The sequence below is a fragment of the Kitasatospora aureofaciens genome (assembly GCF_019192735.1).
Lineage (GTDB): Bacteria > Actinomycetota > Actinomycetes > Streptomycetales > Streptomycetaceae > Kitasatospora > Kitasatospora aureofaciens_A.
The window spans coordinates 41,742-64,416 of sequence record NZ_JAHTKP010000035.1 but is presented as its reverse complement, the minus strand read 5'-3'; the positions used below and the strand labels follow the sequence as shown (position 1 = coordinate 64,416).

The following is a 22,675-nucleotide window of genomic DNA, read 5'->3' as shown; positions in this document are numbered from 1 at the left end:
CCCCGAGCCTCCAGGAGTCGCCCCGTGCGCATCGACCTGCACGCCCACAGCACCGCGTCCGACGGCACCGACAGCCCGGCCGAGCTGGTCGCGGCGGCGGTGGCCGCGGGCCTCGACGTGGTCGCGCTCACCGACCACGACACCGTCGCGGGCCACGCCGAGGCCGCCGCGGCGGTGCACGCGCTGCCCGCCGGCACCCTGACCGTCGTCCCGGGGGCCGAGCTGTCCTGCGTCGTGGACGGCATCAGCATGCACCTGCTGGCGTACCTGTTCGACCCGGCCGAGCCGGCGTTCGCGGCCGAGCGGGAGCTGGTGCGGACCGACCGGTTCCGGCGCGGGCGGGCGATCGTCGAGCGCTGCCGGGAGCTCGGCGCGGACATCGACTGGGAGCAGGTGCAGCGGATTGCGGGCGACGGCTCGGTCGGCCGGCCGCACATCGCCAGCGCGCTCGTCGAGGCGGGCGTGGTCGCGACCGTTTCGGACGCCTTCACCGCCGACTGGCTGGCCAACGGCGGCCGGGCGGACGTGCGCAAGCACGAGACCGACCCGGTCGAGGCGGTCCGGCTGGTCCGGGCGGCCGGCGGGGTGCCGGTGTTCGCCCACCCGGGCGCGGTCAAGCGCGGGCGGACCGTGTCGGACCAGGTGATCGCCGACCTGGCGGCGGCCGGGCTGGCCGCACTGGAGGTCGACCACACGGACCACGACGAGGAGACCCGCGCCCGGCTGCGCGGCCTGGCCGGCGAACTCGGGCTGCTGGTCACCGGGTCCAGCGACTACCACGGCAGCCGCAAGACCGTCCGCCTCGGCGAGCACACGACCGACCCGGCGGTGTACGAGGCCCTGCTGGCGCAGGCCACCGGCGCGAAACCGATCGAGGGCTGAGCCACTCCCCGGGGGTGCGATCGGGTGCGCGGGCGGTTGGAGCGGTTGGAGGTGAGCGCACGCGCCCCCGCGCGCGGGCGTGTGGGTGCGCAGCGGGAAGGCACTCCCCGCGATGCGCCGTCAGTCCAGGCGGACGCCGCGGCGGTCGGGGTCACGGAGGTCGGTGCCGTGGTTCAGCCAGCGCTCCTGGAGGGCGGCGGCGCCGTGGACGCGCTTCCAGCCGGCCTCGTTGGGGGTCATCGGGAGCAGCGGCAGGAAGCGGACCGGGTCGGCCGGTTCGTCCAGTTCCAGGTCCGGCACCAGGCCGCCCGGCTCGGCGGCCAGCACGGACGTGAACGGCGCGCCCTCCCACAGCGGGGCGCCCAGGTCGAGCGAGCCGCCCGGGGCCACCACCAGGCCCTCCACCTGCGGCGTCGCGGCGAAGGTGGCCAGGCTGCGGAGCACGTCGTCGCGTCCGCCGCGGACCGTCAGGACCAGTTCGGCGCGCGGGCCGCGCACCTGGTCGGCGACCATCGCGGTCGGGTCGGCCATCGGCGCGGCGGACATCCCGAGGCTCGCGTAGCGGACCAGGCCCTCGGCGTCCGGGCCGAAGCGCAGCACCTCGATCCGGTCGGTGCCGAGGAAGGTGACCGCGGCCCGGCCGCTCGGCTCGCCGAAGGTGGAGATCAGCCGGGCCTCGACGGCGGCCAGGACCGCCTCCCGGGAGAGCTCCGGGGAGGAGCCGTGGGGGTCGCCGAAGAGCGGGAAGTCGTGGGCCATGCCGGTGAGCGTAACCCCCCGGGCGGGCCCGGCGCCGATGACCGGTCAGATGTTAAGGTGAGCGACTGGCCACCGGGAACCATGACGTTCGAGTCGTTCCAGGGCCGCGGCGTGAAGGAGGTGGTTGCGGTGGATACCGGTCGAGATTGCAGTACCGGCAGCTCTGCCCGGCCCCAGCGCCTTCCCCGCACGCCCCGCCACGCAGGCTGACCCAGCACCGGTAGCCGAGGCGGCCCGCGGACGGACCGGCCGGGAGAGCACCCCGCCCGTCACCGGTGTTCCTCGCCGTCGCACCACGGCCACCAGTTCCTTCCCCGGCCTCCGGCCGGGCGGACCCCCACGCCGCCGTGCGGCGGCTCCTGTTCCAGGGAGCCTGCCATGTCGATGATCAACAGCCTGCGCGCCGCCGTCCGCACCAACCGCCGCCGCCCCGCGTCCGGCCGGTACGACGCCGTGCCGCCGGGCGGCGCCGGCTCGGCGGTCGTGGACTGCGCGGTCTACCAGGACGGCCGCCGGCACGGCCGGAGCTGCAGCCCGCGCGAGGCCGCCCGCCGCGTCCGGGCCGCACAGCAACTCCCGGACGGCACGGGCTCGTTCAGCTGGATCGGGCTGCACGAGCCGAGCGCGGAGGAGTTCGAGGGCATCGCGCAGCGCTTCGGCCTGCACCCGCTCGCGGTCGAGGACGCGGTGCACGCGCACCAGCGCCCCAAGGTCGAGCGCTACGACGACGTGCTGTTCGCCGTCTTCAAGACCATCCGGTACGTCGAGCACGACCAGCTCACCCCGACCAGCGAGGTGGTGGAGACCGGCGAGCTGATGGTCTTCGCCGGGCGGGACTTCGTGATCACCGTCCGGCACGGCCGCCACGGCTCGCTGCAGGACCTGCGGCACCGGCTGGAGGCCGACGCGGACGACGCCGGGCTGCTCGCCAAGGGCCCGTCCGCCGTCCTGCACGCCATCGCCGACCACGTCGTGGACAACTACCTGCTGGTCGCCGAGCGGCTGCAGAACGACGTGGACGACATCGAGTTCGACGTCTTCTCCAACCAGGGCGGGCGCGGCACCGACGTCGGCCGGGTCTACCAACTCAAGCGCGAGGTCCTGGAGTTCAAGCGCGCCATAGTGCCGCTGCTGCGCCCGATGCAGCAGCTCTCGGAGCCGCTCCAGGGGCTCGTCGACCCGGACGTCCAGAAGTACTTCCGGGACGTCGCCGACCACCTCGCCCGGGTCACCGAGCAGGTGCAGGGCTTCGACGAGCTGCTGAACTCGCTGCTCCAGGCCAACCTGGCGCAGGTCTCGGTCGCGCAGAACGAGGACATGCGCAAGATCACCGCGTGGGCCGCGATCTTCGCCGTCCCCACCATGATCACCGGCGTGTACGGGATGAACTTCGAGTACATGCCCGAGCTGCACCACAAGTACGGGTACCCGCTGGTGCTCGGCACGGTGGTCCTGATCTGCGTCGGGATGTACCGCGGCTTCCGCCGCAACGGCTGGCTCTGACCGGTCCCGCTACCGTCGGCCGCCGCGGGCGACCAGGACCAGGCCGAGCAGGATCAGCACCACCGCCGGCAGGGCGGCCGCCGGGGGCCACTGGCCGAGCCAGAGGGCGGCGATCAGCGCCGCGCCCGGCGTCTCCAGCAGGATCGCGGTGGAGGTGACGGACGGGCCCAGCGTGCGCACCACGCGGCTGCTGAGCGAGTGGCCGAGCAGCTGGGCGGTGACCATCAGCAGCGCGATCTGCCACCAGGCCCCGGCCGACCAGCCGGCCAGCGGCGTCCCGGCGGCCAGGCAGATGCCCAGCAGCACCACCGCCGTGGTGGCGTAGCAGACCAGCGTGTACGCGGTGGTGCTGACGGTCTTGCGGACCTCCGCGCCCAGCAGCATGTATCCGGCCGCGGCCAGACCGGCGGCGAGCGCGAGGGAGTCGCCAAGCATGGCGCGCGAGGAGAGCGAGAGGTCCACCCCGGTGAGCACCAGCACGCCGGCGAAAGCGACGCACATGCCGCTCCACACCAGCCTGGGCGCCCGGACACCGAACATCCGCATCAGCAGGATGGTCCACAGCGGGGTGGTGGTGACCAGCGCGGTCGCCGAGGCCACCGAGGTCATCCGCAGGCTCGGCATCCAGAGCGCGAAGTGCACCGCCAGCAGGGCGCCGGCCGCCACCGCGAGCAGCAGCGCCCGCCGGCCGATCCCGCGCAGCTCGGCGCGGTGGCGCAGCAGCGCGTACGGGCCGAGCACGCCGACCGACATGACGTTGCGCCAGAACGCGATCGCCAACGCGGGCGCGGCCGTGGCGCTGATCAGCGGCGCGGAGAGCGAGATGCCGCCGATGGAGACGGCGAGCAGCAGCAGGTCGAGGGTGGGGAGCGGGTGCGGCGGGACGGCGCCGGCGGTGGGCGCGGGGACGGCGGTCGCGGGCCGGGCGGCGGGCACGGCGCTCCTTCGCTGGGGCGTGAACGGGGACGGGGGCTGGGCGGCTCTTACCGTAAGGCCCGTGGCCTGCTGATGGAACTGTCGCCCGGCGGCTGAGACACGACACTCAGGGGCCGGGGAAGGCCGTACGCTGTCGGGCATGGACCGTACGCCCGCCACTTCCGACGACTTCTTCGACCAGGCCCTGCTGGAGGAGGCCGCGAAGAAGTCCGGCCTGCTCTGGGTCCGCGCGGACGGCCAGGAGCACGCCCGCCCGGTCTGGCACGCCTGGTACGACGGCGCCGTGGTCGTCGTCGGCGACGGCGCCGAGCAGCCGCTGCACGGACTGGTCGCCGGCTCCGGCGCGGTGGTCACCGTCCGCAGCAAGGACAAGGGCGGCCGGCTCACCGGCTGGCGGGCCCGGGTCACCGAGCTGGCCCCGCACAGCGAGGCCTGGCTGGGCGCGGTCGAGGAGCTCAAGGGCAAGCGGCTGAACGCCCCCGACACCGACACCATCGCCGACCGCTGGGCCCGCGAGTGCCGGGTGCTGCGGCTGGAGCCGACCGGCCCGCTCGCCGAGCGCCCCGGCGCGATGCCGGACGGCTCGCACGCCGCCGAGCCGATGCCCACCCCGGCCACCACCCGCAAGCCCATCCCCGCCGGCCTGCCCAAACTGCTGTTCAAGCGCCGCTAAAGGTTCACGTCCGGGACTCCGGGCGCCTGTACCGTGCCTCGTCAGGCAGACTCCCGCCCCGCGGGTAGCCTTGGCCAGCAAGTACGCCAGGCGTACCGAGCACGGCATCGAGCGAGTCGAGGAGTTCATGGCAGGGCCAGGCACCCGGGTCTTCATCTCCCATCTCTCCGCCCTCGCGGTCTTCGACCCGAACGGCGACCAGGTCGGCCGGGTCCGCGACGTGGTCGTCGCGCTGCGGCTCGGTGGCCGCCCGCCCCGGGTGCTCGGGCTGGTGGTCGAGGTGGTCGGACGGCGCCGGATCTTCCTGCCGATGACCAGGGTGACCAGCCTGGAGTCCGGCCAGGTGCTCACCACCGGCGTGATCAACATGCGCCGCTTCGAACAGCGCCCCTCCGAGACCCTCGTCCTCGCCGAACTGCTGGACCGCACCGTCACCTGGTCCAAGACCGGCGAGCCGGGCACCGTGCTGGATGTCGGCATGGTCCAGACCCGGCTGCGCGAGTGGGAGATCAGCAAGATCTTCGTGCAGCTCGGCCGGGCCGGCCGGCTGCGCAAGGGCAAGGGTGAGCGGCTCACCCTGGACTGGCAGGACGTCACCGGCTTCGCGCTGCCCGAGCAGGACCAGGGCGCCGCCAACCTGCTCGCCACCTTCGAGCAGCTGCGCCCCGCCGACCTGGCGGGCGTCATGCACCACCTCTCCGCCAAGCGCCGTGCCGAGGTGGCCGCCGCGCTCGACGACGAGCGGCTCGCCGACGTCCTGGAGGAGCTGCCCGAGGACGACCAGGTCGAGATCATCGGCAAGCTCAAGGAGGAGCGCGCCGCCGACGTCCTGGAGGCGATGGACCCGGACGACGCCGCCGACCTGCTCTCCGAGCTGCCCGGCGACGAGGCCGAGCGCCTGCTCCAGCTGATGGAGCCCGACGAGGCCGAGCCGGTCCGCCGTCTGCTCTCCTACGAGGAGGACACCGCCGGCGGTCTGATGACCACCGAGCCGGTGGTGCTGGAACCCGACGCGACGGTCGCCGAGGCGCTCGCCCGGATCCGGGTCTCCGACCACAAGCCGGCGCTCGCCGCGCAGGTGTTCGTCTGCCGCCCGCCGAACGAGACCCCGACCGGCCGGTACCTGGGCACCGTGCACTTCCAGCGGCTGCTGCGCGAGCCCCCGTACGTCCTGGTCGGCTCGCTGGTCGACGACGACCTCGACCCGCTGCCGCCGGACACCCCGCTGTCGCTGATCACCAGTTACCTGGCGACCTACAACCTGGTCGCCGCGCCGGTCGTCGACGAGGCGGACCACCTGCTCGGCGCGGTGACCGTCGACGACGTGCTCGACCACCTGCTGCCCGACGACTGGCGCGACGCCGCGCTGCACGCCCGGGACCACGAAGGCACCCCGCACGACGAGAGAGGAGAGGTGACCGGTGGACGCTGACCGCAAGGGACGGACGAACGACGACCCCGCACGCCGGCGCCTGCAGAGCGAACTGCGGGAGCTGCGCCAGCTGCGCGAACTGCGCACCCGCGAGGGCGGCCGGGACCGCCGCGCCGAGACCGCCACCGGCCCGGCCCGCGCCCGGCTCGACCAGCCGCGCACCGCCCGGCCCGGCCTGATCTCGCTGCCCGCCTACGACCCCGAGGCCTTCGGCGTCCTCTCCGAGCGGATCGCCCGTTTCCTCGGCACCGGCCGCTTCATCGTCTGGATGACGGTCGTGATCGTCATCTGGGTGATGTGGAACACGATGCTGCCGGAGAACGTGCGCTTCGACCCGTACCCGTTCATCTTCCTCACCCTGGTGCTCTCGCTCCAGGCCTCGTACGCGGCCCCGCTGATCCTGCTCGCGCAGAACCGCCAGGACAACCGGGACCGCGTCAACATGGAGCAGGACCGGGCCCGCAGCGACCGCAACATCGCGGACACCGAGTACCTGACCCGCGAGGTGGCCGCGCTGCGGCACGGGCTCGGCGAGGTCGCCACCCGCGACTTCATCCGCTCCGAACTCCAGTCGCTGCTCAAGGAGATCGACGACCGCCGGGAGCCCTCGGAAGTGCTGTGACCGGCGGCACGCTACCGGCCGGTTAAGGGGATCGCCCGGCGCCGTACCATCAAGGCATGGCCAACGAGACAGAGGTCGCGGCCGGCGTCACGGAGGAGTCCGTACGCCAGGCGCTGGCGACCGTCAACGACCCGGAGATCAACCGCCCGATCACCGAGATCGGCATGGTGAAATCGGTCGAGATCGCCGAGGGCGGCGCGGTGCGCGTCGCGGTCTACCTGACCGTCTCCGGCTGTCCGATGCGCGAAACCATCGTCACCCGGGTCCGCGAGGCGGTCGGCAGGGTCCCCGGCGTGACCGGCGTCGAGGTCGAACTCGACGTGATGAGCGACGAGCAGCGCAAGGAGCTATCCCAGCTGCTGCGCGGCGGCGCCCCCGAGCGGGAGATCCCGTTCGCCAAGCCCGGCACGCTCACCCGGGTCTACGCCGTCGCCTCCGGCAAGGGCGGCGTCGGCAAGTCCTCGGTGACGGTCAACCTGGCCGCCGCGATGGCCGCGGACGGCCTGAAGGTCGCCGTCGTGGACGCCGACATCTACGGCCACAGCGTGCCGCGCATGCTGGGCGTCGAGGGCCGGCCGACCCAGGTCCAGGACATGATCATGCCGCCGCAGGCGAACGGCGTGAAGGTCATCTCGATCGGCATGTTCACCCCGGGCAACGCCCCGGTGGTCTGGCGCGGCCCGATGCTGCACCGCGCGCTCCAGCAGTTCCTCGCCGACGTGTGGTGGGGCGACCTGGACGTGCTGCTGCTGGACCTGCCGCCCGGCACCGGTGACATCGCGATCTCGGTGGCGCAGCTGGTCCCCAACGCGGAGATCCTGATCGTCACGACCCCGCAGATGGCCGCCGCCGAGGTGGCCGAGCGGGCCGGCACGATCGCGGTGCAGACCCACCAGAAGATCGTCGGCGTGATCGAGAACATGTCCGGCATGCCGTGCCCGCACTGCGACGAGATGATCGACGTCTTCGGCACCGGCGGCGGCCAGACCGTCGCGGACGCGCTCACCCGCACCGTCGGCGCGACCGTCCCCGTGCTCGGCTCGATCCCGATCGACGTCCGCCTGCGCGAGGGCGGCGACGACGGCCGCCCGGTCGTGCTCGCCGCCCCCGACTCCCCGGCCGGCGCCGCCCTGCGCGCCGTCGCCGGCAAGCTCGGCGGCCGCCAGCGCGGCCTGTCCGGGCTCTCCCTCGGCCTCACGCCGAAGAACAAGTTCTGACGGAACACCGAACCGGAGGCCGGGTGGATGACCACCCGGCCTCCGGCATGTCCGGACGACGGCCCTACGGTCGGGTGTAGGCGGTCAGGTCGGGGACGGTGGCGAAGCCGGTGCCGTAGGCGCTGACGCCGCGGCCGTAGGCGCCGAGGAGGACGCCGGGGGCCTCGCCGGCGAGCACCCAGCCGTACTCGGACTCGCGATAGCGGAAGGGCTGCGGCAGGCCGTTCACCGGGAGGCTGAGGGTGGACCAGCCGGGGCCGGCCAGGTCGTCGGCGAGGTCCCAGGCGAGGCCGCTCTGCTGCTCCAGCCAGTCCTGGCGCAGCGCCCGGTCCAGCTGGCCGGGCCAGGTGGCGGCGAGCAGGCCGGAGCCGGCCAGCCAGGCGGCGGAGGAGGCGGAGGTCGCCTCCAGGGTGCCGGTGTTGTCGGCGCTGCGCCGGCTGTCGCGGCGGGCCACGGTGACGACGACGGCGAACTTCCGCATGTCGCGCGGCTCGTACTGCCTGGCCGGCTCCTCGCCGTGCCCAAGGGTGCCGTAGTCGACGCTGCCGGGCGCCCCGCCGCGGGGGCCGCCCGCGCCGGCCTGCATCAGGTAGCGGCGGCCGGTCCAGCCGTCGTCCAGTCCGTACCAGGGGAAGTCGGCGGACAGGTAGGGCACCAGCGGGTCCGCCGGGCCGGCCTGCCCGCCGACCACCGGGCCGCCGGCCGTGGCCGTCGTCCCCACCGCCTGACTCGTCGCGTCCATCCCCGGGCCTCCTCAAACGTATGCCTGCCGTGGCGCTCCCATCCTGGCGTACCGCGGCGCTCCCGGCCGGGCGTCCTCGGTCCGCGGCACACGGAATCCGACGGGCGGTCCGGCGGGAACAATCAGCACAATAGCGGCGCACACGCCGCCGCCCCGCTCAGCCGTGCGGGCGAGCGGGGCGGTGGCGTGGCCGGAACGGACGGTTCCTCAGGTCGCGTCGGGGTCGAACGGGGGGCGCTCGCCGGGCTGGAGCGGCGGGCCGGAGGAGGCGGCGGCCGGGGCGGCGGCCTTCTCGAAGCTGACGCTGCCGGTGCGGCCGTTCACGGGAGTGGCGGGCTTGTCGTCCAGGACGGACCGGATGTCGAGCGAGTCCTTCATGTCCTTGAGGCCGAGCGGGTCGTCGTTGCCGCCCATGAGCTGCTTGCGGACGAAGGTCTTGGGGTGCAGGTCCTCGAACTCGAAGTCCTTGAACTCGGGGCCCAGCTCGCTGCGGATGTCCTCCTTGGCGCTGTCCGCGAAGGATCGGACCTTCCGGATGAAGCCCATGGTGTCCTGGATCAGCTTCGGCAGCTTGTCGGGGCCGAAGATGACGATCGCCATCACGATCAGGGTCAGGATCTCCAGCCCGCCTACATCGCTGAACACCTAAGCTCCCTAGCTCGTCGGACGACGGTTCCTACAGGGTAATGGCCACCGGCGGGTCCCTGGCACACGGTGTGATGAAGCCGTGGTAAAGACCTACCGGCGGCCGAGGCCGTCGTGGGCGGCGGGGTCCTAGCGCGGGTCCTGGTGCAGGGCGGCGAACCCGCCCGGGGTGCGGTCCGGGAGCGGGGGCGGGGTCGCGCTGCGGGTGGCGGCGACCGGGCGGACCGGGAAGTCCACCGGGATCTGCGCGGTCATCGGGACCAGTCCGCCGGTGCGGCCGGTGCCGCCGGCCGGGCTGACCGAGGTGCCGTGCTGGTCCTCGCTCTGCGCGGTGAGGCCGCCAACGCCGCCCAGCGTCACCGCGGCCACCGAGAAGGCGCCTGCGGCGGCGAAGACGAAGCGGCGCCCGCGCGGCGCGGACGGCCGAATGGCGGCCACCGCGGCGGCCGGCTGCGGCCGGACCGGGGCCGGGGCCTCGGGGCGGCCGGAACGTCGGCCGATCAGCGGGCGCAGCACCGCCCCGCCGCGGCCGAAGGCCCGCGGGTCGACCCCGGGCAGCGGGGTGTCGGCGCCGAGCGCGCCCGCGCCGAAGGAGGCGCCGGCGCCACGGCCGAAGGAGCCGCCGTCGAGCCGGCTGCCGCCGAGCGTGCCGGGGGCGGCCACGCCGCCGCCGGGCAGGTCGTCGTCGTCCCGTCCGGTGGGCCAGCCGGAGTCCGCCGGGTCCTCGTCCGGGAGGCTGCCGACGGCCATCAGCCGGGCCATCAGCGCCGAGGACGGGCCGGGGGTGTCGGTGCGGGTCAGCAGGTGCTTGACGGCGCGGCCCTCGTCGGCCTCGGCGAGGCACTGCGGGCAGGTCGCCAGGTGCGCCTGGACGCGATCGCGCGAGTCGTGCCCGAGTTCGCCGTCGAGGAAGGAGGAGAGACGGTCGCCGAGGTGGTGCTCCTCGGCGGCGGGTTCGGTGGGGCGTACGGCGACGGCACGCAGCGCGGCGTCGCCCGGCAGCGAGGTGGCGGCGGGCAGCACGGGCTCGCCCGGCTCGTCACTGCCGCGACGGCCCGGCAGAGCCCAGCCCCGCCTGGTACCGGACTTGCCGGACGCCTCCGGCCGGCCCGGCCCTGACTGGCCGGTTCCGCTCACGATCGCCTCCGTCCGCGCCCGCCCGGCGCCACCGGGACCTCACCGGCGACGGCGCCCACCGGCACCGGCTCCTCCGAGCCGCCGCGGCGCTCGCGCCCGGGGGCCGAGCCGGGGGCGCGGTGCTTGAGGGCGGCGCGCAGGTGGGAGCGGCCGCGGTGGATGCGGCTGCGGACGGTGCCGAGCTTGACGCCCAGCGTGGCGGCGATCTCCTCGTAGGACAGGCCCTCGATGTCGCAGAGCACCACGGCGGCGCGGAACTCCGGGGCAAGGGTGTCCAGGGCCTGCTGCACGTCGGCGTCGAAGTGGGTGTCGCTGAAGTGCTGGGCCGGGCTGGGCTCGCGGGAGGCGAGGCGCTCGGCCGCGTCCTCGCCGAGCGCGTCGAAGCGGATGCGCTGGCGGCGGCGGACCATGTCCAGGAACAGGTTGGTGGTGATCCGGTGCAGCCAGCCCTCGAACGTGCCGGGGGTGTAGGTGGACAGCGAGCGGAACACCCGGACGAAGACCTCCTGGGTGAGGTCCTCGGCGTCGTGCTGGTTGCCCGTCAGGCGGTAGGCGAGGCGGTAGACGCGGGCGCTGTGCGCCTCGACGATCTCCTCCCACGTGGGCGGAGTCCAGGTCTGCGCGTCGGGGCCCTCGGTGAAGGTCGCGAGGGCGGGGGCCTCGGTGGTACCGGCGGCCGGCAGCTCGGCGGCGGGCAGGTCCGGGTTGGGGTGCGCAGACTGGTTCATCACGGGCTTCGGCGTACGGGCCGACGCGGTGCCGCGGGTGTGCCGCCGCACGGGGACGTCGCCCTCGGCCACACCTCCTCGGTCGGCTCTTCTGCCCAGCAGGGCCACCACCATATCCACCTCACCCGTCAAGCCCGGATAAAAGTGCCCGGGAGGTCTCCCGTACCCGGTCCCTCTTCCACAACGGCCCGCCGCCGTACGCGGTTCCCGGCCGGCCAGTAATCTGTGGCAGGAAATATCGACATCCCCTCGGCACCGGGCCGCCACCCGGGGCACCGAAAGAGGCAGCCATCAGCGAGTTCGGGCCCGCGCGTGCGGCCCTCGCCGACACCTTCGTGGGCGAGGACGCGGTGCTGACCTACGCCCGGGCGCAGTCCGCGCGGACCGGGATACGGGCGATCGGGCCGAGCGGCGGGGCGTGCCTGCGGCTGCTGGCCGCGGCGCTGGACGCCAAGGCGGTGGCCGAGATCGGCACCGGGACGGGCGTATCGGGGGTCTACCTGCTGCGCGGGATGCGGGCGGACGGCGTGCTCACCACGGTGGACTCGGAGCCGGTGCGCCAGCAGGCGGCCCGGGAGGCGTACCAGGCGGCGGGGTTCGCGGCCAACCGGTCGCGGTTCATACCGGGCCGGGCGCTGGAGGTGCTGCCGCGGCTCGCGGACGGGCAGTACGACCTGGTGTTCTGCGACGGCGATCCGGTGGAGTCGCAGGAGTACCTGGCGGAGGCGCTGAGACTGCTCCGGCCGGGTGGGATGGTCTGCTTCGAGGGGGTCTTCCAGGAGGGGCGGCTGGCCGAGCCGGAGCTCCAGGACCCGCAGACGCACGCGGTCCGCAACCTGGTCCAGGACGTCCGGGAGAGCGAGGCGCTGCTGCCCGCGCTGCTGCCGGTCTCGGACGGGCTGCTCTGCGCCGTCAAGCGGTAGACCGTCAAGCGCCGGGCCGGCGGGCCCGGGAAGCCGCGGGCCCGGGCCGACGTGACGTCGTACCCGGGCCCGGCAGGCACATCTCCAGGAGATGGCGAGCACCCGCTGCGGTCAGCCGCAGGCCTTCTTCAGGGCCTCGCCGAGGGCGTCGGCCTCGTCAGGCGTGAGCTCCACCACGAGGCGTCCGCCGCCTTCGAGCGGAACGCGCATGATGATGCCCCGCCCCTCTTTGGTGACTTCGAGCGGGCCGTCACCCGTCCGCGGCTTCATGGCCGCCATGCTCGTTCCCCTTCCTGCAACCGCTCAGCTACGCACCGGCAGTCCGTCCACCGCCGGTATCGAACGCATTGATCGGAAGCCATTATCCCGCATGCCACGGCCTGATGACCAACATCACTCTCGGTGCAACCTCGGCCGGATCCGCCCCAACCCGCGTATTTCCCGTCATAAGCCCCGGCCCGGCGGCGGTGCGGATGCCGCCGGAAGGTGCGATACCTCACACTCCCCAGCCGGCCGCGTGCTCCGGCATCCTGGCACTCGACCGACACCGCGACGTTTCTCAAGGGAGCCCCTCGCCCATGTCCGATTCCGTGCTGTACGAGCTGGACGGCGGCCTGGCCGTCATCACCATCAACCGCCCCGAGGCGATGAACGCGCTGGACGTCGCCACCAAGGTCGCGCTGCGGGACGCCGTGGCCGCCGCGGCGGCGGACCCGGCCGTGCGGGCGGTGCTGCTGACCGGGGCGGGCGAGCGCGCGTTCTGCGTCGGGCAGGACCTGAACGAGCACCTGACGATGCTCAAGCGGGCCGACGAGACCGGCGAGAGCGCGCTGCGGACCGTCGCCGAGCACTACAACCCGCTGGTGCGGGCGCTGGCCGGGATGCGCAAGCCGACCGTCGCGGCGGTCGGCGGCGTGGCGGCGGGCGCGGGCGCCTCGCTGGCCTTCGCCTGCGACTTCCGGGTCATCTCCGAGAAGGCCGGCTTCAACACCGCGTTCGCCGGCATCGGGCTGACCGCCGACTCGGGCGCGTCGTGGACGCTGCCCCGGCTGGTCGGGCACGCCAAGGCCACCGAGCTGCTGATGCTGCCCCGCACGGTGAAGGCCACCGAGGCGATGGAGCTGGGCCTGGCCACCAAGGTCGTCCCGGCCGACGAACTCGCCGCCACCGCACGGGTCTTCGCCCGGGAGCTGGCCGAGGGCCCGACGGTGGCGTACGGCGCCGTCAAGGAGTCGCTGGCGTACGGGGCTTCGCACTCGCTCGACGAACTCCTCGACAAGGAGGCCGAGCTGCAGACCCTGGCCGGCGACAGCGAGGACCACCGGATCGCGGTCCGCGCCTTCATCGCCAAGGAGAAGCCCGGCTACCTGGGCCGCTGAGCCTTCCGGGCCGTGGCGGTCTTCCGGGCCGTGCCGGTCTTCCCCGCCGTGCGGACGTGGCAGCCCGCCACGTGGTCGTCGACCAGGCCGCAGGCCTGCATCAGCGCGTAGGCGGTGGTGGGGCCGACGAAGCGGAAGCCCGCCTTCTTCAGCGCCTTCGCCAGCGCCGTCGACTCGGGCGTGACGGCCGGTACCTCCCCGAGCGTGCGGGGGGCCGGCCGGTCCGGGTCGACGGCGAACTGCCAGATCAGCGCGTCCAGGCCGCCGTCGAGCTCGCGGGCGACCCGGGCATTGGCGATGGCCGCCTCGATCTTGGCCCGGTTGCGGATGATGCCGGTGTCGGCGAGCAGCCGCTCGACATCGGCCGCGCCGAACTCGGCGACCTTGCCGATCTCGAAGCCGGCGAACGCGGCCCGGAAGCCCTCGCGGCGGCGCAGGATGGTCAGCCAGGACAGGCCGGACTGGAAGGCCTCCAGGCAGACCCGTTCGAACAGGGCGTCGTCGCCGTGCACCGCGCGGCCCCACTCGGTGTCGTGGTAGACGCGGTAGTCGTCGGTCGAGTCGCCCCAGCCGCAGCGGCGCAGGCCGTCGGCGCCGAGGACGGTGCCGTCCTCCGCCGCGGTCACCGGTCGTTCACCGGCTTCGCGTCCTCGGGCTCCTTGCCGGGGGCCGCGGCCGGCTCGACCACCTTCGCGAACTCCTCCAGGCCGGGCAGCGGTTCGGCGCCGGCGTCCGGGCCGGTGGTGGCCTCGACCGCGCCGCGCAGGTGGGCGGCGGCCTCCAGCTCGGCGATCCGCGAGTCGCGGTAGGCGAGTTCGGCGCCGAGCCGGTCGAGGACGTCGTCGACCTCGTCCATCCGGTAGCCGCGGACGGCCATCGGCAGGCGCAGGTCGTCCACGTCGGTCTTGCTGAGCGGACGGTCCTGCGGCAGCCGCGCGGAGGGGCGGTCCTGCACCGCCTCCGGCATCGAGCCGCCGCCGCCGAGCGCCACCAGCGCGGCACCGCCGACCACCACGGCCATGGCGACCACGATCACCCAGAACACGTGCTGTCCTCCCGACTTCCCGTCCGGCCTGCTCGAAGGTGCCTCGGGACGCGCTGATCATGACAGCATGGATCCCAAGTGAGGCCGGGGGCCATCATCGCACCCGCAGCAGCTGTGGAGGAGACATCGGTGGCACTGCGCCTGGGACCGCGGGAATTCGGTGACGACGAGCTGGTGATCATGGCGATCGTCAACCGGACCCCGGACTCGTTCTTCGACAAGGGCGCGACCTTCGCCGACGAGGCCGCGTTCGCCGCCGCCGACCGCGCGATGGCCGAGGGCGCGGCGATCCTGGACATCGGCGGGGTGAAGGCCGGGCCCGGCGACGAGGTCACGGTCGAGGAGGAGCTGCGCCGCACCGTCCCGTTCGTGGCCGAGCTGCGCAAGCGCCACCCCGAGGCGGTGATCAGCGTGGACACCTGGCGGCACGAGGTCGGCGAGGCGGTCTGCGAGGTCGGCGCGGACCTGCTGAACGACGCCTGGGGCGGGGTGGACCCGAAGCTCGCCGAGGTGGCCGCACGGCACGACGTGGGGCTGGTCTGCACCCACGCGGGCGGCGCCGAGCCGCGCACCCGGCCGCACCGGGTCGGCTACGAGGACGTGATGGCCGACATCCTGCGGGTGACCGTCGGGCTGGCCGAGCGGGCGGTCGAGCTGGGCGTGCGGCGGGACGCGGTGATCATCGACCCGGGGCACGACTTCGGCAAGAACACCCGGCACTCGCTGGAGGCGACCCGGCGGCTGCCGGAGATGACCGCGACCGGCTTCCCGGTGCTGGTCTCGCTGTCCAACAAGGACTTCGTCGGCGAGACCCTGGACAAGCCGGTCGACGAGCGGCTGCTCGGCACCCTGGCGACCACCGCCGTCTCGGCCTGGCTGGGCGCGCAGGTCTACCGGGTGCACCAGGTCGCGGAGACCCGGCAGGTGCTGGACATGGTCGCCTCGATCCGGGGCACCCGTCCCCCGGCGGTGGCGCGCCGGGGGCTGGCCTAGGCGGTTCCTAGATCTCGTTGACCGGCCGGCGGGCGTCGGCGAGGATCTTCATGACCTCGTCGATCTCGTCCGTGATGTGGAACAGCTCCAGGTCGTGCAGGGCCGCCTTGCCCTGCGCGACGAGGGTGTGCTTCAGCCACTCGTACAGGCCGCCCCAGTAGTCGCTGCCGAAGAGGATCACCGGGAACCGGGTGACCTTCTTCGTCTGCACCAGGGTGAGCGCCTCGAACAGCTCGTCCAGCGTGCCGAGCCCGCCGGGCAGCACCACGAATCCCTGGGCGTACTTCACGAACATCGTCTTGCGGACGAAGAAGTAACGGAAGTTCAGCCCGAGGTCGACGAACTCGTTCAGCCCCTGCTCGAAGGGCAGCTCGATGCCCAGGCCGACGCTGAGGCCGCCGGCCTCGGAGGCGCCGCGGTTGGCGGCCTCCATCGCGCCCGGGCCGCCGCCGGTGATCACCGCGTAGCCGGCCTCGGCGAGCGCCCGGCCGATGGCCACGCCGGCCTCGTACTCGGGAGAGTCGGCCGGGGTCCGGGCCGAGCCGAAGACGCTGATCGCGGGCGGGAGTTCGGCCAGGGCGCCGAAGCCCTCGACGAACTCGGAGGTGATCCGCAGCACCCGCCACGGATCGGTGTGCAGCCAGTCGGTCGGTCCGGTGGTGTCCAGCAGGCGCTGGTCCGTCGTGCTCGTGCCGACCTGGTCCCGGCGCACCAGCACCGGACCCTTCTGCTTCTCGGGCCAGGCCTTCTTCTTCCGCGGCACGCCGACCTGCTCGGGGCCGTGCCCGTACTGCTTTTCGTCTCCTGTGCCTGTCATGACGAAACCCTACGCCCGTCGATCCCCGTTTTCAGGCAACAAAGGAAGGACGGTTGGGCGACCGGAAGATGGCGTTCTGCCGATGGGCGGCCGGTCCGACCGGCCGCCCATCGGCCCGGTCCGGGCGCAGCGGCTCAGCTGGTGAGCCAGGCGCGCAGCCGGTCCTCGGTCTCGGCGATGGCGCTCAGCGAGCAGTGCTCGTCCCGCTTGTGCGCGAGGTTCGGGTCCCCGGGGCCGTAGTTGACCGCGGGGACGCCCAGGGTGCTGAAGCGGGCGACGTCGGTCCAGCCGAACTTGGCCCGGGCCGTGCCGCCGGTGGCCACCAGGAATGCCTGCGCGGCCGGCTGGGAGAGGCCGGGAAGGGCGCCGGGGGCGAAGTCCGTGACGGTCAGCTCGAAGCCGTCGAAGACCTCGCGGACGTGCTTCTCCGCCTCCGCCTCGCTGCGGTCCGGCGCGTAGCGGAAGTTGACCGTGACGACGCACTCGTCCGGGATGACGTTGCCGGCCACACCGCCGTCGATCCGGACCGCGTTCAGGCCCTCGCGGTACTCCAGGCCGTCGATCTCTACCCGGCGCGGCTGGTAGTCCGCGAGGCGGGTGAGCACCTCGGCGGCGTGGTGGATGGCGTTGTCGCCGAGCCAGCTGCGGGCCGAGTGTGCACGCACGCCGGTGAGCCGGATCTGCGCCCGCAGGGTGCCCTGGCAGCCGCCCTCGACGACGGCGCCGCTGGGCTCCATCAGCACCGCGAAGTCGGCGGCCAGCCACTCCGGGCGCTCCTTGGCGAGGTGGCCGAGGCCGTTGCGGTGGGCCTCCACCTCCTCGCAGTCGTAGAACACGAAGGTCAGGTCGCGGTTGGGCGCGGGCAGGGTGGCGGCGAGCCGCAGCTGGACGGCCACGCCGGACTTCATGTCCGAGGTGCCGCAGCCGTAGAGCAGGTCCCCCTCGACGTACGACGGCAGGTTGTCGGCGATCGGCACGGTGTCCAGGTGGCCGGCCAGCAGGACGCGCTCGGCGCGGCCCAGGTTGGTGCGGGCCACCACGTTGTTGCCGTACCGGTCGACGGTGAGGTGCGGGTAGGCGCGCAAAGCGGCCTCCACGGCGTCGGCGAGCGCCTGCTCGTCGCCGCTCACCGACGGGAAGTCGACGAGGCGGGCGGTCAGCGTGCCGCCGTCGAGGGTGAGGTCCAGGGGCGTGTCGGAGCTGCTCATGAGCGCCAGCCTAGTCCGCGGTTTGCGGGCCCCGTGTGGCCGTCCTGTGACACGGAACGTGACGAGTAACGGCAACCGGGTGGCGCCGCACATCCGTCCGAGTGGGTACGGTGTCGGATCAAGAAGCAGGCTCGAGAGGGGCGACGGTGGCCAGGAAGAAGAGCGCGGAGCTGGGCGACGAGTTGGCGCCCCCCCGCCGCGGTCCGCTGCGCGCGCTGCTGCTCGTGCTGGTCGGGCTGCTCGGCCTCGCGCTGGTCGCGGGGGCGGCCGTGGTCGGCATCTGGTATTTCGGCTTCCAGCAGACCGAACCCGAGGGCTGCACGGTGAAGACCGCGACCGGCACCGGCACGCTGGAGCTGCCGCAGGCCGCCAACGCGGCGACGATCGCCGCGGTGGCCCGCTCGCGCGGCCTGCCGGACCGGGCGACCGCGATCTCGCTGGCGACCGCGATGCAGGAGTCCAAGCTGCGCAACCTCGCGGGCGGCGACCGGGACTCGCTCGGCCTGTTCCAGCAGCGGCCGTCGATGGGCTGGGGCACCGCGACGCAGATCGCGGACCCGGTCTACGCGACCAACAAGTTCCTGGACGGCCTGGTCAAGGTGCCCGGGTACACCCGGCTGCCGCTGACCGACGCTGCGCAGGCGGTGCAGAAGAGCGGCTACCCACAGGCCTACGCCAAGCACGAGACCAAGGCCACCCTGCTCACCTCGGCGCTGGCCGGCCGCGAGCCCGGCTCGTTCACCTGCGTGGTGCACGACTACGCCAAGCCGGCGCCGGACGACTCGGAGACGCCCACCGCGGGCGCCTCCGCCACCCCGGCCGCGACGCCGGACCGCACCCAGGTGCTGTCCGACCGGGTGCGCCGCGAGTTCGGCCGCACCGTCACCCCGGCCGCCGGCTACACCTCGACGATCAAGGGCGCCGAGAACGCCGTCGCGCTCACCCCGGACCCGTCCACCACCGCGCTGACCTCCTCGGCGGACGCCGGGGCCGACGGCGGCGTGGGCGCCGAGCGGGCGAGCGGCTGGGAGGTCGCGCACTGGGCGGTCGCCCAGGCCCAGCAGCTGGGCATCGCGACGGTCGCCTACGACGGGAAGATCTGGCGCAAGACCAAGTCGGAGGACGGCTGGCAGCCGCAGCCGACCGGGACGTCGACCAAGCTCGTTCAGGTCACCCTCGCCGCGTCCTAGCGGGGCTGACGCACTGACGTTCGGGTTGCCGCCGGACGGGTGAATCAGGTCAACTTCAGTGGACCGGCCCCCCGTTCCGGCGACCCCGAGTGGAGAACCGTCACTCCCCTTGCCCGGCGCCGCGTCCGCGGCTCCCGGCGGGCGTCGGCGGGCGCGCTTGCTGCGGTCATACGATCCGATCGTCAGTCAGACACTTTCCTTGCACCGGCCGAAACCTTCTGGCTTCTCAAGCGGTAACAACGTCGTCCGCCCGGCGGACGGGACGGACCCAGACCCTTCGAGGAGCCTCATGTCTCACCCCCTCACGCGCCGGATCGCCCAGGCCGCGCTGCTCGTGGCGGCCGGAGCGACCCCGCTGGTCGCGGCCGGCTCCGCGTCCGCCCTGGGCGGCGACGCCCTGCTGCCCAAGAGCGACCTGGCCAAGCCGCTGGGCCAGCTGACCAACACCGACGCGGGTTCCAGCCTGCAGCACACCACCCACCAGCTCGGCGACGCCGCCGGCACCACCGGTGCCGCCACCGTCGCCGCCGGCGTACCGGCCTCCGCCGACGCGGCCGGCAACATCATCGCCCACCAGCTCCCCGAGGCGAACGAGAAGGCCAGCTCGCTGACCGCCCCGGTCGACCAGACCGCCGCCACCACCGGCCAGCTCTCCGCGGTCACCCCGAGGGTCGCCTCCACACTGGCCGACAAGCTCGGTGAGGCCGTCACCGGCAAGGGCATGGGCACCCGCAGCGCCGCCGCCAGCCCGGTCGGCGGGCTCGCCCAGACCGGCGCCGTCGCCCAGGGCCTGCCCGGCGCCGGCAAGCTGTCCAGTGCCGTCCCCAGCACCAACGCCGTCACCGACGCGCTGCCGCTGGGCTCCGTCGGGCGCGCGCTGCCGGGCGGCCTGCCCGGCGCCGACGTCCTCGGCCTCGCCGAGCACGGCTCCGCCAACCGCCTCGGCGGCGCCGACCTCGGCCCGAACAACCCGCTGTCGGGCCTCACCAACGCGCTCGGCCCGGTCACCGGGCTGCTGGGCGGCGTGAACGGCGGCAGCATCAGCGGCCTGCCGCTGTAGTCCCCGGACACGACGAAGGGGGCCGGTCCGGGGCCGGCCCCCTTCGTGCTGACCTCATCAGGCATGCGAGAGGGGCCGGTGTCGGACTGACACCGGCCCCTCTGCCGCGTCGCTAGCGCGCCGCGTTCAGCCGTTCCACGGCCGAGGCGACCCGCTCGTCCGTCGCCGTGAACGCGACCCGGACGAAGCGGTCACCGGCCGGACCGTAGAAGTCCCCGGGCGCCACCAGGATGCCCAGCCCGGCGAGTTCGGCCACGGTCTCCCAGCACGGGCGGTCCTGGGTCGCCCACAGGTAGAGGCTCGCCTCCGAGTGCTCGATCCGGAAGCCGTACGCCTCCAGCGCCGCCCGCAGCGCCGAGCGCCGGGCCGCGTACCGCTCCCGCTGCTCGGCCACGTGCGCGTCGTCCGCCAGCGCGGCGATCGTCGCCGCCTGGACGGGCGCCGGCACGATCATGCCGCCGTGCTTGCGCACCTCCAGCAGCTCCTTGACCACCACCGGGTCGCCCGCCACGAAGGAGGCGCGGTAGCCGGCCAGGTTGGAGCGCTTGGAGAGCGAGTGGACGGCCAGCAGGCCCTCGTGGCCCTTGCCGTTGTCGGGGCCGCCGCAGACGTCCGGGTGCAGGACGGAGACCGGCTCCGCGGTCCAGCCCAGCTCCAGGTAGCACTCGTCGCTGACGAGCAGCACCCGGTGCTCCCGGGCCCACCCGACCGCGCGGCGCAGCTCGTCCTTGCCGAGCACCCGGCCGGTCGGGTTGGACGGCGAGTTCACCCAGAGCAGGCGCACCCGCGAGCCGTCCAGCTCGTCCACCGAGTCGTACGCGACCGGCTCCGCGCCGCACAGCCGCGCGCCCACCTCGTAGGTCGGGTAGGCCAGCCGCGGGTAGGCGACCTGGTCGCCCGGGCCGAGGCCGAGCTGGGTCGGCAGCCAGGCCACCAGCTCCTTGGAGCCGATGGTCGGCAGCACGGCCTGCGGGCCGATCTCGGCGCCGCACCGGCGGTGCAGCCAGCCGGCGATCGCCTCGCGCAGCTCCAGCGGGCCCCAGACGGTCGGGTAGCCGGGGGTGTCGGTGGTCGCGGCCAGCGCCTTCTGGATCACCTCGGGGACCGGGTCGACCGGGGTGCCCACCGAGAAGTCGCAGAGGCCGCCCGGGTGGGCGAGCGCGGTCTTCTTGTACGGCTCCAGCTTGTCCCAGGGGAACACAGGCAAAAGGTCGGAAACGCGGCGCGCCGCCCCCGGGTGGCCCGGGAACGGCGCGCGCGTGCTGTTGTCGTTCACAGCTCGGATGCCACCGATCGTCAGTGGTCGGCGTTCTGCGGCGGCAGAGCGGCGATGAACGGGTGGTCGCGCTCGATCAGGCCCAGCTTCGAGGCGCCACCGGGCGAACCGAGGTCGTCGAAGAACTCGACGTTCGCCTTGTAGTAGTCCTTCCACTCCTCGGGAGTGTCGTCCTCGTAGAAGATCGCCTCGACCGGGCAGACCGGCTCGCAAGCGCCACAGTCGACACACTCATCCGGGTGGATGTAGAGCGATCGCTCGCCCTCGTAGATGCAGTCAACCGGGCACTCTTCGATGCACGCCTTGTCCTTCACGTCTACACAAGGCTGCGCGATGACGTAGGTCACGCTGTCGTTCCTCCTCGGAAGGGCCCTGTCGGCCCGTTCTGTTCTGCTCGCGTGCGCGGTGAGCGCGGCGTCGTCGATGCCCACCCCTAGTATCGCGGGTCAGAGACCGTGAATGCACAGGAGGTGCCCAGATGACGGCAGGCGGGCCGGTCCAGGAGCGTCCGGAGGTCCGGATAGATCGCTCTGACGTGGGACGACGCGTGTCCGTCCGGCGTGTCTCCGAGTTCGTGGGCGACCGGCCGGTCTTCCGCGATGCGATCGGCGTGCTCACATCGTGGGACGATCATGGGTTGACGGTCGTGCCCCGGGCCGGCGAACCGGTCTCGTTCGCGGAACAGCTGCTGGTCGCGGGCAAGGTCGTGCCGCTCTTCCCGGCCCGGCGCGCCCCGCTGCCGGCCGCCACGCCCGTCGAGCTCCAGCGGATCGCCGCGCGCGGCTGGCCCGCCGTCGAGCAGGAGGCGCTCGGCGCGTGGACGCTGCGTGCCTCGGCCGGGTTCACCAAGCGGGCCAACTCCGTCCAGGCGCTCGGCGATCCCGGACTGCCGACGGCGCAGGCGCTGGCCGCCGTCCGGGACTGGTACGCGGCGCGCGGACTGCCCGCCTGGGTCGAGGTCGTCACGCCCGGGACGGCGGACGACCTGCGGGCGCCGCTGGAGCTGCTGGGCCCCCCGGACTCGCCCACGCTGGTACGGACCTCTCCGCTCGCCGGGCTGGCCCGGGGCGGCACCGGGCACGACCGGGTGCGGCTGTCGCGGACGGCGGGGCCCGCGTGGATGTCGCTGTACGGGAAGCTGAGCGAGGACCCGGCGGTACGGGAGGCCGCCCGGCAGGTGCTCCACGGCGGGCCGTCGGTCTGGTTCGCCACCGCGCCGGGGGCCGCAGGGCAGCCGCCGCTGGCGATCGGACGCTGCGTCATCGACGGGCCGTGGGCCGGCTTCGGCGCGATCGAGGTCCAGCCGTACGCCCGGCGGGCCGGGCTGGCCACGGCCGTCATGGCGGTGCTCGCCGCCCGCGCGGCCGAGGAGGGGGCCACCGGCGCCTACCTGCAGGTCGAGGCGGACAACGACGGTGCGGTTGCGCTCTATGACGGACTCGGCTTCACGACCAGTCACACTTACCACTACGCGCGGCTGTCCCAGGGGTAGCCGCGGGCCGTCCGTT

At 73.7% G+C, this 22,675-nt stretch carries 25 protein-coding genes; 12 read left to right on the top strand and 13 right to left on the bottom strand.

Annotated features, from left to right (window positions below; genetic code table 11):
- Positions 1 to 24 precede the first annotated feature (24 nt).
- Positions 25 to 882, top strand: coding sequence for a PHP domain-containing protein (locus tag KV557_RS27660; RefSeq protein ID WP_218204221.1), 858 nt, complete (start codon positions 25 to 27; stop codon positions 880 to 882).
- 120 nt (positions 883 to 1,002) lie between these two features.
- On the opposite strand, the gene KV557_RS27655 is transcribed toward KV557_RS27660, so the two are convergent.
- A complete protein-coding gene (locus tag KV557_RS27655; RefSeq protein WP_218204220.1) occupies positions 1,003 to 1,641 on the bottom strand; it encodes a suppressor of fused domain protein in 639 nt (212 codons plus the stop codon).
- A 378-nt stretch (positions 1,642 to 2,019) separates the two neighbouring features.
- Here KV557_RS27655 and corA point away from each other — a divergent pair, with 378 nt between their 5' ends.
- Positions 2,020 to 3,144, top strand: a complete 1,125-nt coding sequence (gene corA, locus KV557_RS27650; RefSeq protein ID WP_218204219.1) for a magnesium/cobalt transporter CorA — start codon at positions 2,020 to 2,022, stop codon at positions 3,142 to 3,144.
- A 9-nt stretch (positions 3,145 to 3,153) separates the two neighbouring features.
- Here corA and KV557_RS27645 read toward each other — a convergent pair whose 3' ends face one another.
- Positions 3,154 to 4,080: a DMT family transporter gene (locus KV557_RS27645; RefSeq protein ID WP_218204218.1), complete on the bottom strand. Its 927-nt coding sequence runs from the start codon at positions 4,078 to 4,080 to the stop codon at positions 3,154 to 3,156.
- Between the two features lie 139 nt (positions 4,081 to 4,219).
- Between KV557_RS27645 and KV557_RS27640 the strand changes: the two genes are divergently transcribed.
- The 4 genes from KV557_RS27640 to KV557_RS27625 all read left to right on the top strand — a co-directional run bounded on the left by KV557_RS27640 (position 4,220) and on the right by KV557_RS27625 (position 8,024).
- The gene (locus KV557_RS27640; RefSeq protein WP_218204217.1) at positions 4,220 to 4,753 is read left to right on the top strand and encodes a hypothetical protein; all 534 of its coding nucleotides are present in this window, start codon (positions 4,220 to 4,222) and stop codon (positions 4,751 to 4,753) included.
- 127 nt (positions 4,754 to 4,880) lie between these two features.
- Positions 4,881 to 6,185, top strand: coding sequence for a magnesium transporter MgtE N-terminal domain-containing protein (locus tag KV557_RS27635; protein ID WP_218204245.1), 1,305 nt, complete (start codon positions 4,881 to 4,883; stop codon positions 6,183 to 6,185).
- A gap of 79 nt (positions 6,186 to 6,264) precedes the next feature.
- The gene (locus KV557_RS27630; RefSeq protein WP_256178036.1) at positions 6,265 to 6,807 is read left to right on the top strand and encodes a DUF1003 domain-containing protein; all 543 of its coding nucleotides are present in this window, start codon (positions 6,265 to 6,267) and stop codon (positions 6,805 to 6,807) included.
- A 56-nt stretch (positions 6,808 to 6,863) separates the two neighbouring features.
- Positions 6,864 to 8,024 carry an Mrp/NBP35 family ATP-binding protein gene (locus KV557_RS27625; protein ID WP_218204215.1) on the top strand — a complete coding sequence of 387 codons (1,161 nt, stop codon included), beginning with the start codon at positions 6,864 to 6,866 and terminating at the stop codon, positions 8,022 to 8,024.
- 64 nt (positions 8,025 to 8,088) lie between these two features.
- Here KV557_RS27625 and KV557_RS27620 read toward each other — a convergent pair whose 3' ends face one another.
- The 4 genes from KV557_RS27620 to sigE all read right to left on the bottom strand — a co-directional run bounded on the left by KV557_RS27620 (position 8,089) and on the right by sigE (position 11,390).
- Positions 8,089 to 8,766: a hypothetical protein gene (locus KV557_RS27620; protein ID WP_218204214.1), complete on the bottom strand. Its 678-nt coding sequence runs from the start codon at positions 8,764 to 8,766 to the stop codon at positions 8,089 to 8,091.
- A gap of 207 nt (positions 8,767 to 8,973) precedes the next feature.
- The gene (locus KV557_RS27615; RefSeq protein ID WP_218204213.1) at positions 8,974 to 9,411 is read right to left on the bottom strand and encodes a sec-independent translocase; all 438 of its coding nucleotides are present in this window, start codon (positions 9,409 to 9,411) and stop codon (positions 8,974 to 8,976) included.
- A gap of 129 nt (positions 9,412 to 9,540) precedes the next feature.
- Entirely contained in the window at positions 9,541 to 10,548 is a 1,008-nt protein-coding gene (locus KV557_RS27610) for a zf-HC2 domain-containing protein (RefSeq protein WP_218204212.1), read from the bottom strand.
- Positions 10,545 to 11,390 carry an RNA polymerase sigma factor SigE gene (sigE, locus tag KV557_RS27605; RefSeq protein ID WP_218204244.1) on the bottom strand — a complete coding sequence of 282 codons (846 nt, stop codon included), beginning with the start codon at positions 11,388 to 11,390 and terminating at the stop codon, positions 10,545 to 10,547. The genes KV557_RS27610 and sigE overlap by 4 nt, the downstream gene beginning before the upstream one ends.
- Before the next feature lie 176 nt (positions 11,391 to 11,566).
- Here sigE and KV557_RS27600 point away from each other — a divergent pair, with 176 nt between their 5' ends.
- Complete coding sequence (locus KV557_RS27600) at positions 11,567 to 12,199, top strand: O-methyltransferase (RefSeq protein WP_218204243.1); 633 nt, start codon at positions 11,567 to 11,569, stop codon at positions 12,197 to 12,199.
- Between the two features lie 111 nt (positions 12,200 to 12,310).
- On the opposite strand, the gene KV557_RS27595 is transcribed toward KV557_RS27600, so the two are convergent.
- Positions 12,311 to 12,478, bottom strand: coding sequence for a DUF3117 domain-containing protein (locus KV557_RS27595; protein WP_014137929.1), 168 nt, complete (start codon positions 12,476 to 12,478; stop codon positions 12,311 to 12,313).
- A 299-nt stretch (positions 12,479 to 12,777) separates the two neighbouring features.
- On the opposite strand from KV557_RS27595, the gene KV557_RS27590 reads away from it, so the two are divergent.
- On the top strand, positions 12,778 to 13,578 hold the full coding sequence (locus KV557_RS27590; protein WP_218204211.1) for an enoyl-CoA hydratase-related protein: 801 nt from the start codon (positions 12,778 to 12,780) through the stop codon (positions 13,576 to 13,578).
- On the opposite strand, the gene KV557_RS27585 is transcribed toward KV557_RS27590, so the two are convergent.
- Together KV557_RS27585 and KV557_RS27580 are read right to left on the bottom strand one after the other, a co-directional pair.
- Positions 13,563 to 14,204, bottom strand: coding sequence for a DNA-3-methyladenine glycosylase I (locus KV557_RS27585; RefSeq protein ID WP_308130100.1), 642 nt, complete (start codon positions 14,202 to 14,204; stop codon positions 13,563 to 13,565). The two genes, KV557_RS27590 and KV557_RS27585, sit on opposite strands and share 16 nt — an antisense overlap.
- Entirely contained in the window at positions 14,201 to 14,623 is a 423-nt protein-coding gene (locus KV557_RS27580) for a DivIVA domain-containing protein (protein ID WP_218204210.1), read from the bottom strand. The genes KV557_RS27585 and KV557_RS27580 overlap by 4 nt, the downstream gene beginning before the upstream one ends.
- 180 nt (positions 14,624 to 14,803) lie before the next feature.
- Between KV557_RS27580 and folP the strand changes: the two genes are divergently transcribed.
- A complete protein-coding gene (gene folP / locus KV557_RS27575; protein WP_218204241.1) occupies positions 14,804 to 15,616 on the top strand; it encodes a dihydropteroate synthase in 813 nt (270 codons plus the stop codon).
- A gap of 7 nt (positions 15,617 to 15,623) precedes the next feature.
- Here the strand turns inward: folP and KV557_RS27570 are convergent, their stop codons facing one another.
- Together KV557_RS27570 and dapE are read right to left on the bottom strand one after the other, a co-directional pair.
- The gene (locus tag KV557_RS27570; RefSeq protein ID WP_218204209.1) at positions 15,624 to 16,433 is read right to left on the bottom strand and encodes an LOG family protein; all 810 of its coding nucleotides are present in this window, start codon (positions 16,431 to 16,433) and stop codon (positions 15,624 to 15,626) included.
- 134 nt (positions 16,434 to 16,567) lie between these two features.
- Positions 16,568 to 17,641 carry a succinyl-diaminopimelate desuccinylase gene (gene dapE, locus KV557_RS27565; protein ID WP_218204208.1) on the bottom strand — a complete coding sequence of 358 codons (1,074 nt, stop codon included), beginning with the start codon at positions 17,639 to 17,641 and terminating at the stop codon, positions 16,568 to 16,570.
- A gap of 146 nt (positions 17,642 to 17,787) precedes the next feature.
- Between dapE and KV557_RS27560 the strand changes: the two genes are divergently transcribed.
- Together KV557_RS27560 and KV557_RS44175 are read left to right on the top strand one after the other, a co-directional pair.
- Positions 17,788 to 18,831: a hypothetical protein gene (locus tag KV557_RS27560; protein WP_218204207.1), complete on the top strand. Its 1,044-nt coding sequence runs from the start codon at positions 17,788 to 17,790 to the stop codon at positions 18,829 to 18,831.
- A 289-nt stretch (positions 18,832 to 19,120) separates the two neighbouring features.
- Complete coding sequence (locus KV557_RS44175) at positions 19,121 to 19,891, top strand: hypothetical protein (RefSeq protein WP_305149021.1); 771 nt, start codon at positions 19,121 to 19,123, stop codon at positions 19,889 to 19,891.
- Between the two features lie 112 nt (positions 19,892 to 20,003).
- Here KV557_RS44175 and dapC read toward each other — a convergent pair whose 3' ends face one another.
- Both dapC and fdxA read right to left on the bottom strand, forming a co-directional pair.
- Positions 20,004 to 21,167: a succinyldiaminopimelate transaminase gene (dapC, locus tag KV557_RS27550; protein ID WP_218204206.1), complete on the bottom strand. Its 1,164-nt coding sequence runs from the start codon at positions 21,165 to 21,167 to the stop codon at positions 20,004 to 20,006.
- A gap of 20 nt (positions 21,168 to 21,187) precedes the next feature.
- Positions 21,188 to 21,514 (bottom strand): ferredoxin, encoded by a 327-nt coding sequence (fdxA, locus tag KV557_RS27545; RefSeq protein ID WP_030061559.1) that lies wholly within the window; start codon positions 21,512 to 21,514, stop codon positions 21,188 to 21,190.
- A gap of 131 nt (positions 21,515 to 21,645) precedes the next feature.
- On the opposite strand from fdxA, the gene KV557_RS27540 reads away from it, so the two are divergent.
- Positions 21,646 to 22,659: a GNAT family N-acetyltransferase gene (locus KV557_RS27540; RefSeq protein ID WP_218204205.1), complete on the top strand. Its 1,014-nt coding sequence runs from the start codon at positions 21,646 to 21,648 to the stop codon at positions 22,657 to 22,659.
- Positions 22,660 to 22,675: the final 16 nt, after the last annotated feature.

Coding starts and splice junctions, on each gene's coding strand:
- KV557_RS44175 (WP_305149021.1), top strand. CDS start 19,121: ATGTCTCACCCCCTCACGCGCCGGATCGCCCAGGCCGCGCTGCTCGTG.
- KV557_RS27540 (WP_218204205.1), top strand. CDS start 21,646: ATGACGGCAGGCGGGCCGGTCCAGGAGCGTCCGGAGGTCCGGATAGAT.
- KV557_RS27620 (WP_218204214.1), bottom strand. CDS start 8,766: ATGGACGCGACGAGTCAGGCGGTGGGGACGACGGCCACGGCCGGCGGC.
- KV557_RS27595 (WP_014137929.1), bottom strand. CDS start 12,478: ATGGCGGCCATGAAGCCGCGGACGGGTGACGGCCCGCTCGAAGTCACC.
- KV557_RS27635 (WP_218204245.1), top strand. CDS start 4,881: ATGGCAGGGCCAGGCACCCGGGTCTTCATCTCCCATCTCTCCGCCCTC.
- dapE (WP_218204208.1), bottom strand. CDS start 17,641: ATGAGCAGCTCCGACACGCCCCTGGACCTCACCCTCGACGGCGGCACG.
- KV557_RS27625 (WP_218204215.1), top strand. CDS start 6,864: ATGGCCAACGAGACAGAGGTCGCGGCCGGCGTCACGGAGGAGTCCGTA.
- KV557_RS27570 (WP_218204209.1), bottom strand. CDS start 16,433: ATGACAGGCACAGGAGACGAAAAGCAGTACGGGCACGGCCCCGAGCAG.
- folP (WP_218204241.1), top strand. CDS start 14,804: ATGGCGATCGTCAACCGGACCCCGGACTCGTTCTTCGACAAGGGCGCG.
- KV557_RS27655 (WP_218204220.1), bottom strand. CDS start 1,641: ATGGCCCACGACTTCCCGCTCTTCGGCGACCCCCACGGCTCCTCCCCG.
- corA (WP_218204219.1), top strand. CDS start 2,020: ATGTCGATGATCAACAGCCTGCGCGCCGCCGTCCGCACCAACCGCCGC.
- sigE (WP_218204244.1), bottom strand. CDS start 11,390: ATGGTGGTGGCCCTGCTGGGCAGAAGAGCCGACCGAGGAGGTGTGGCC.
- KV557_RS27640 (WP_218204217.1), top strand. CDS start 4,220: ATGGACCGTACGCCCGCCACTTCCGACGACTTCTTCGACCAGGCCCTG.
- KV557_RS27590 (WP_218204211.1), top strand. CDS start 12,778: ATGTCCGATTCCGTGCTGTACGAGCTGGACGGCGGCCTGGCCGTCATC.